The 8946-nt window shown below is 63.7% G+C and carries 3 protein-coding genes; all 3 read left to right on the plus strand.

Annotated elements, in window-relative coordinates; genetic code table 11:
* Positions 1–148 precede the first annotated feature (148 nt).
* Positions 149–3370: a TIM-barrel domain-containing protein gene (locus IDH44_RS00985; protein ID WP_190913842.1), complete on the plus strand. Its 3222-nt coding sequence runs from the start codon at positions 149–151 to the stop codon at positions 3368–3370.
* Between the two features lie 1208 nt (positions 3371–4578).
* Positions 4579–8478 carry a TIM-barrel domain-containing protein gene (locus IDH44_RS00990; protein WP_190913822.1) on the plus strand — a complete coding sequence of 1300 codons (3900 nt, stop codon included), beginning with the start codon at positions 4579–4581 and terminating at the stop codon, positions 8476–8478.
* A 203-nt stretch (positions 8479–8681) separates the two neighbouring features.
* The coding region (locus IDH44_RS26340; RefSeq protein WP_223869257.1) for a hypothetical protein at positions 8682–8946 on the plus strand (265 nt) is incomplete at its 3' end.

Below are 8946 nucleotides of genomic sequence, written 5' to 3' on the forward strand. Positions count from 1 at the left end.
GTTCACGATGGGACATGCTTATCAACGGGAGGATCGCAGGGAGGATCGCAGGGAGGCGCGGACAAGCGGGAAAAGGCGCGGCCGCGGCAGGTTGCAGGCTAACGGAGGCGCCGGTCGTCTCGGCAGGCGCGCCGTCAGTCTGCTGCTCATGCTGCTGCTGGCGCTCGGCGCGGCGCCGAGCGCGTGGGCGCTGGACGGGGTCTGGCACGACCCGTATGGCCTGGAGGATCGCTACGTCGCCGAAGTGACCGAGCGCTACCCGCAGGACCCGACGGCCGGCGAGAATGTGTATCTCAAGCTCACGACCTGGCCGATCGAGCCCGGGCAGGCGGTGTGGATCACCTGGACGAAGAACGGGGTGGCCCAGCCGGTCATCAACGGCTCCTACCAATACAATCAAGGCAACAACACGTACTGGGAAGTGGCGATGGGCAGCTTCGCCAAAGGGGACGAGATCGAATATACGGTGCACGCCGACCACTACGGCGCCAGCGCCAAATCGGTCGGTCCGTTCGACTTCACCGTCACCGGCTGGGAGCGCGCGGCCAGTCTGAGCGGCTACACCGACAACGGCGACCAGATCGTATTCGACGTGACGCCGGACACCGGCTCGCTGACGCCGGAGCTGGGGCTGTCCTTCAGCGCTGACGACGTGTTCCGCGTCCAGCTGTCGCCGACCGGCAGCGCCGCGCTGGAGACGGGACTGTCCAACTATACGATCACCGACGACACGACGCACTATACGGTCAGCACCACCGGACTGGTCGTCAAGCTGGACAAAAATCCGGTGCGCATCAATGTCTACGAAGCGGACGGCACGACGCTGATCTCACGCCAGTACGACAGCAGCTTGAACCGCACGATGGCGTGGCTGACCGACGGCGTCTCGCGCATCGACAAGGTCGAGGACAACTTCCTCTCGCCGACGGACGAACGCTTCTACGGCTTCGGCGAGCGCTACAACAACTACAACAAGCGCGGCCACGACGTCGAGACGTACATTTACAACCAATACCTCAACCAGAACGAGCGCACCTACCTCGCGATCCCCTACTTCCTCAGCTCCAAGGGCTACGGCCTGCTCGTCAACAGCACGTACTACTCCAAGTTCCAAATGGCAACTGCGCGCACGGATATGTACGGCTTCACCGTCGACACCGGCGGCCGCAGCGACGCGATGCTCGACTATACGTTCTATTCGGGCGACGATCTCAAGGACGTGACGGCGAACTATACCGCGGACACGGCCAAGCCGGCATTGCTGCCGAAGTGGGCGTTCGGCCTGTGGCTGTCGGCCAATGAATGGGACCGCGAATCCGAGGTGCAGAGCGAGCTCTCCAGCCTCGCAACCCATGACGTGCCGGCGACGGCAATCGTGCTGGAGCAGTGGAGCGACGAGGAGACGTTCTACATCTGGAACGACTCGACCTACACCGCCAAGAGCGGCGCCGACGCCTTCGCCTCGAGCGACTTCACCTACGGCGCCAAGTGGCCCGATCCCGAAGGCATGGTGGAGGATATCCACGACGCCGGACTGCGCGTGCTACTGTGGCAGACGCCGGCGATCAAGCACAGCGGCTCGCCCTATCAGCAGAAGGACAATGACCGCGATTACATGATCGCGCAGGATTATGCCGTCGGCGACGGCAGCGGCGGCGCGTATCTGACGCCGGACGGCTGGTTCGGCAGCAGCCCGATCCTCGACTTCACCAATCCGGACGCCGTTGACTGGTGGATGTCGAAGCGGGCGTACCTGTTCGACGATATTGGCATCGACGGCTTCAAGACCGACGGCGGCGAGCTCGTCTGGGGCCGGGACACGACCTTCTACAACGGCAAGAAAGGCGACGAGATGCGCAATCAATACCCGAACGAGTACATCCGCGCCTACTACGACTATGCCAAGTCCAAAAATCCGGACGCCGCTTCGTTCAGCCGCGCCGGTACGACGGGCGTGCAACAGTATCCGGCGTTCTGGGCGGGCGATCAGGAATCGACGTTCGGCACGATACGCCAATCGCTGATGGCCGGGCTGTCGGCGGGCGTCTCCGGCGTGCCGTACTGGAGCTGGGATCTGGCCGGGTTCACCGGCACGTTCCCGACGCCCGAGCTGTACAAGCGCGCGGTGACGATGTCGGCCTTCACGCCGGTCGTGCAGATTCACTCGGAGAAAAACAATCCGCCGGTCAGCGAGGCGCGCACCCCGTGGAACGTGCAGGCGCGCACGGGCGATTCGTCGATCATCGACCACTTCGCCAAGTATATGAACATTCGTATGAACCTGCTGCCCTACATCTACAGCGAAGCCAAGAAGACGAGCGACACCGGCGTACCGCTCATGCGGCCGATGTTCATGGAATATCCGAACGACCCGTCGGTCGGCGGGCTGAACGAGCAGTACATGTTCGGCGACAACCTGCTGGTCGCGCCGATCGTCGAGCAGGGCGCGACGCTGAAGAACGTCTACCTGCCGCAGGGCGAGTGGATCGACTTCTTCTACGGCGCGCTGCATCCGGGCAGCCGCACGATCCCGTACTTCGCGGGCGTGGACGATATCCCGGTGTTCGTCAAGGCGGGCGCGATCCTGCCGATGAATCTGAACGCCGATTACGAGCTGGGCGGCACGATCGGCAACGACCTGGACAGCTACACGAATCTGGCGTTCCGCGTCTACCCGGACGGCGACACGTCCTATGCGTGGAACGACGACATCGGCGGCGCGGTCAAGACGGTCTCCGTCTCCGAGGACTATCCGAGCAATGAAGTGACGGTGACGCTGCCGGCTACGGGCGTCTCCGCGACGGCGCAAGTGTTCACGACCGAGCCGAGCGCAGTCACGGTCGGCGGCTCGCCGGTGACGGAGTATGCGAGCGCGAGCGCGCTGGCGGCCAGCACGCAAGGCTGGTACTACGATGCACGCGCCAAGCTGGCCTATGTTAAGGCGGCCTCCGGCACGAGCGGCGCGGTGATCGAGCTGAGCGGCGTGCACAAGGCGTCGTATGAAGCCGAATTCGCCACGCACATGGGCGTCGCGACCAACGACAATCACCCGGGCTACACCGGCACCGGCTTCGTCGACAACTTCGCCAGCTCCGGCGACGCAGTGGAATTCGTCGTCTACGCGCCCGCGGCGGGCACGTACGATATCGCGCTGCGCTATAGCTCGGCCGCAGGCAATGCGACGCGGCGCATCTATGTCAATGAGGTCAATGTCGCGGGCATTACGCTGCCGCAGACGGCCGATTGGGACACATGGGACGAGGCGACAGGGGCGGTCTCGCTGATCGCAGGCCTGAACCGCGTGCGGATTCAGTACAATTCGGGCGACACGCTCGGCATCAATCTCGATCATCTGACGCTGCGGCAGTGAAGCGGCAATGAGCCGGGAGTGAGCGGCAGTAAGTCGGCAACGAGCCGGAAGTGAAACGGCAGTGAACCAGCAGTGAAAGGGCGGCCGATGGAGCGAGCCCGCCGGTAAGCGCCATGAGACGGCGGTGTACCGGCGGTGAGCTGGGCGTAGGCGCCATGAAGCGGCATGAGCCAGCGGTGAAAGGCCGTCGATGGAGTGGGCCCGCCGATGGAGCGGGTCTGCCATGTGGCGGCGCTGTGCCGGCGGTGAACCAGGCGTCGATGGGGCGAGCCCGCCGATGGAGCGGCAATGTGCCGACGGTGAACGGGCGTTGACCCGCAGTGAAGCGGCGGTGTGCGGGCAGTCGGCGTGGCGAGTCATCACGCGGCGCTATATGCGAGCTTTAGTAGACGAACTATAGTAGACGGACTTTCGACGGCTGACTTTCGCCAGATTCGAATGCCGTCTTTTCAGCACCAGTCTGCGATGTAACGGGCGGGTACCGGGACTGCCGCTACGGCGCTCCCGGCCTCCCTTTACGAATGACGCGATTGGTAGCGTAAGAACAAGCGGCTGGAGAAATGACCAGAGAAACGAACAGAGAAACGAACAGAGAAATGACCGGAGAAGCTATCGGAGAAGCGGTCGGGAAAGAAGTCGGGGAAGAAGTCGGACAAGTGGTGAAACAAGCTGCGGGACAAACGCCCGGGCAACTTGGCCGGACAGATGCTGACCCTGCATGAACCTAACGGACATAGACGACGCTTAGCGTGCCGAATCGGGCGATCTGATTCGATCTGATATTGTAACGGACACCAGAGACGCTTAGCGCCCCATTCAGTCCATTCAGTAGGGAATTCGTCAGAAAAATGCTTCTAAGCGTCGCTGATGTCCGTTAGAGCCGGGGGATGTGCAAAAAAGCCTTCTAAGGACCTCCTGTGTCCGTTAGAATCGAACACGGCCTAACGGCCGCCAAAGCCGAATAGCCGCAAAGCCGCAAAGCCGATAAGCCAATAAGCCAAATGGCGTATAGCCGCATAGAAAAATAGCCAAATAGCTGCATAGCCGCATAACCAAATGGCTAATGGCCAAATGGCCGGCTTGCTGGTAAGTTTCGTGTGCAATCAGATCTTCCGTAATGGTCTTATCTTTTGTGGGACGAAACGTGCACTGCCGCCAATTGACGGCTCGCCAGTATCGTCCATAATCAGGAAAGGTGGTCATCATGGATGACAACGAATCTTAGTCCCGGTTGCAACCGCAAGCGCCAACGCAATCACTTGTCGCGGCTGCTGCGCAAGCGCCAGCAGCAGCCGCGCAAGCTGCTGCAGCTGCTGCTCGCCGCACTGCTGCTGGGCGCGCCGGGCCTGGCGCTGCCGCCCGCGCCCGCGCAGGCCTACGTCAGCGCGCTCGGCGACGTCATCGGCACGGCGGTGTCCGGCGATACCTTGACGCTGACGGTCGACAACGGCGCCGAGCCCGGCGACGACCTGCTGGAGCTGAGCGCGCTGGAGAGCGGCCTGCTCAAGGTCAACTATCGTCCCAACGGCGTCGCTTCCAGCGCGAGCACGCCAATGCTCGATCCGGCGGCGAGCTTCGCCGGAGCGGGCGCGACGATCGATACGTCCGGCGACCCGATCCTCGTGGAGACAGCGGCGATGACGGTTGAGATCGCGCGCACGCCGGCCCGCATGACGATCAAGCGCGCCGACGGCACGACGCTGCTCTGGGAGCCGGCGGCAGGCGGCGTCTTCCACGATGGCGTGCGCTTCCAGCACGCCTCGGGGCATCACATGTACGGCATCCGTGGGTACAATGCGTTCGAGGATGAGGGCGACCTGCTGCGCAGCAGCAGCACCCACCCGGCCCATGCTGGCGAGCAGGGCGACACCGGCGGCCCGTTCATCTGGTCGACGGCCGGCTACGGGGTGCTCGTCGACAGCGACGGCGGCTACCCGTACACCGACGACGCCAGCGGCAAGCTGGAGTTCTATTACGGCGGCACGCCGACGGAGAACCGGCGCTACACCAAGACGAATGTGGAGTACTACGTCATGCTGGGCGATCCCTACGCCATCATGGACACCTATGCCGACGTGACCGGAGCTTCGCCGCTGCTTCCGGACTGGTCGCTCGGCTTCAGCAATTTCGAGTGGGGCATCGACCAGGACGAGCTGGAGCAGATCGTGGACACGTACCGGGCGAAGAATATCCCGCTCGACGGGTTCGCGCTCGATTACGACTGGAAGCGCTACGGCGAGGACAATTACGGCGAATTCGCCTGGAACACGGCGAATTTTCCCGATGCGGCATCAACCGATCTGAAGGACGACATGACCGCGCGCGGCGTCAAGCTGATCGGCATCACCAAGCCGCGCGTCGTCACGCGCGACTTCTCCGGCGATCGCACCGATCAGTATGCCGACGCCGAAGCGGGCGGCTACTGGTACCCGGGCCACGCCGAGTACACCGACTACTTCATCCCGGTGACGGTGCGCAGCGTCGATCCTTACAGTCAAGCGGCGCGGGACTGGCTGTGGGATCACTCCGAGGACGCCTTCGACAAGGGCATCGCCGGCTGGTGGAACGACGAGACGGACAAGGTGTCCTCCGGCGCGGCGCAGTACTGGTTCGGCAACTTCATGACGACGCACTGGTCGCAGGCAATGTACGAGGGGCAGCGCGACTATACGGACGATGCGCAGCGCGTCTGGCAGACGGCGCGCACGTACTACCCCGGGGCGCAGCGCTACGCAACGACGCTGTGGTCGGGGGACATCGGCGTGCAGTTCAAGAAAGGCGACCACGTCGGCTGGGCGGCCGGGATGCGCGAGCAGCGCGCGGTCATGCTCTCTGCGGTTAACCTCGGCCAGCCGAAGTGGGGGATGGACACGGGCGGCTTCAATCAGAGCATCAACCCGCATCCCGAGCTGTACGCGCGATGGATGCAGTTCGGCGCGCTCACGCCGGTCTTCCGCGCCCACGGCAACTTCAACCAGCAGCGCCAGCCGTGGTATTACGGCATGACCGCCGAGTCGGCGGCCAAGGCGGCGATCCAGCTGCGCTATTCGTTACTGCCGTATCTGTATGCCTATGAGCGCAGCGCCTATGATAGCGGCGTGGGGCTCGTGCGACCGCTGCTTTTTGACTATCCGAATGACGCGCAGGCGGCCAACTACACCGATGCCTGGATGTTCGGGGATTGGCTGCTCGCCGCGCCCGTCGTGGACGAGGGTCAGACGTCCAAGGCGATCTATCTCCCCGCGGGCGAGTGGACGGATTACTTCCGCGGACATACGTACACCGGCGGCCAGACGATTCACTATCCGGTCAACGCCGAGAGCTGGACGGATATGCCGCTGTTCGTCAAGGCGGGCGCGATCATTCCGAGCCGCGACGTGCAGGACTACGTCGGGCAGACGGCTGCGGAGGCAGTCGAAGTCGACGTATGGCCGTCGGCAAGCGAGACGGCGTTCACTTACTACGAGGACGACGGCGCCAGCTACGACTACGAGGATGGCGAGACGTTCGCCCAGCGGCTGACGACGCAGCAGAGCGGGGGCACGATCGCCTTCACCGCGGAGGCGGCTGCAGGGACGTACACGCCCGAGGCGGAGCATTATCTCGTGAAGCTGCACGGCCAGGCCGGCACGACGGCGACGCTGAACGGCTCTGCGCTGACCGCAGCGGCCGATCTGGAGGCGTTGCGCGCCATGGCGGGCGAGGGCTGGGCGATTGGACGCGACCTGTACGGCCCGGTCACGTATGTGAAGCTGGCGGCGGGCGCGGCTACAGCCAAGACGCTGAGCGTGAGCGGCAGCGTATCGCCAGCCGCGAGCGCGGAGCGGCTCGAGGCGGAGCGGGCCTCGCTGTCCGGCGATTCGATCGCCGGGATGGCCGTGGCGGCGGACGATCACGGCGGCTACTCCGGCACGGGCTTCGCCGCCGGACTGGACAACGCCGGCGCGGCCGTGACCTTCTACGCCGACGTGCGCAGCGGCGGCGACTACGAGGTCGCGCTGCGTTATGCCAATGCGACCGGCGGCGCCAAGGCGATCAGCCTTTTCGTCAACGGCTCATACGTCAAGCAGGTGACGCTGCCTGCGCTGGCGAACTGGGACACCTGGGCGACGCAGACGGCGACGCTGCCGCTCGAAGCGGGGCGCAACAGCATCACCTACCGCTACTTCACGGATGCGGGCGATACCGGCAACGTCAACCTCGATTACATCGAGGTGCCGTTCGTGCCTTCGCAGAGCGCGTATGAAGCCGAAAGCGCGGCGCTGACGGGCGGCGCGGGCACGAACACCGACCACTGGCATTACACCGGCACCGGATTCGTCGACGGGCTGAGTGCGACCGATGCGGAAGCGCTCTTCCGTGTGGATGTGCCGGCGGCGGGCAGCTACGACGTCGCGGTGCGCTATGCGAATGGGTCGGGATCGGCCAAGACGATCAGCGCCCATGTCAACGGCGTAGACCAGGGGCAGCTCACGCTGCCGAGTCCGTCGATGAACTGGAATGTATGGCAGGACAGTGTGCAGACGTATACACTCGCCGCGGGGACCAACACGATTGCGCTGCGCGTGGACAGCGGCGACAGCGGCGGCGTCAACCTCGACCGTCTGCTCGTCGGCGGGACCGTCTCGGCGCCCGCCGCGTCGGAGACGAATCTGCTTGACGATCCGGGCTTCGAGCGCACGCTGCCGGATCGCAACTGGACGCAGTGGCATCCGAGCGGGCAAGTGTCCGCGTACGGCATCGACGCCGGCAATTCGCTCAATCCGCCGGAATCGGCCGTTACCGGCAGCAGACGCGCGTATTTCCACGCGCCCGGCGCTTACCAGCAGAGCATCCATCAGCAGGTGAGCGTCCCCGTCAATCATGCCGATTACCGCGTCGAGGCATGGGTGCGGCTCGGCGGTACGTCGCCGAGCACGGCCCGGCTGGAGATCGGCAACCACGGCGGCGCGGCCATCTATCGCAATCTGACGAATGACGGACAATGGCATTATGTCCGTCAGGACAATGTGACGGTGACCTCCGGCGTCATCGACGTCGGCTTCTATGTCGACTCGCCGGGCGGGACGGTGCTGCAGATCGACGACGTGCGGGTGACGCGGCAGTAGCGCAGCGGAAGTCTTGATCGGCAGGGAATCATGCGCAGTAGATAAGCCAAGCAGGTGTTCCCAAGTCAAACTTGGGAACACCTTTTTTTTGATAGTACGTGCCCGGCGAAGTCCGCGTTCTCTAGCTGGCGGGCGGGGGAAAGTCCGGTCGCGGGAGGAGCCAAGTCCGCGGGCAGCTAGGCTACCTGCGCAGGGCGAAATTCGTGCGTAGAACCTTATCGACAAAAGTATCTGTCAGAGACAGGGGAGTGACTTGCCAGGCCGTAACATCAAGTGAATCCTGCCACTTCGTCAAAGAAGCCTCGCAAAAAGGAAATGAGGAAGCTCAGGATACGAGGCTGCACGACGGAATACAGGAGCGAATTGGCTTCGACAGTGGAAATAAGCGCAAAATGCGAGGCTACACGGCGGAATTCGCTCCGATGGCGGAAATAAGCGCAAAATATGAGGCTACAGGAGCGAATTGGC

It is taken from the genome of Paenibacillus sabuli, assembly GCF_014705605.1.
Lineage (GTDB): Bacteria > Bacillota > Bacilli > Paenibacillales > Paenibacillaceae > Paenibacillus_D > Paenibacillus_D sabuli.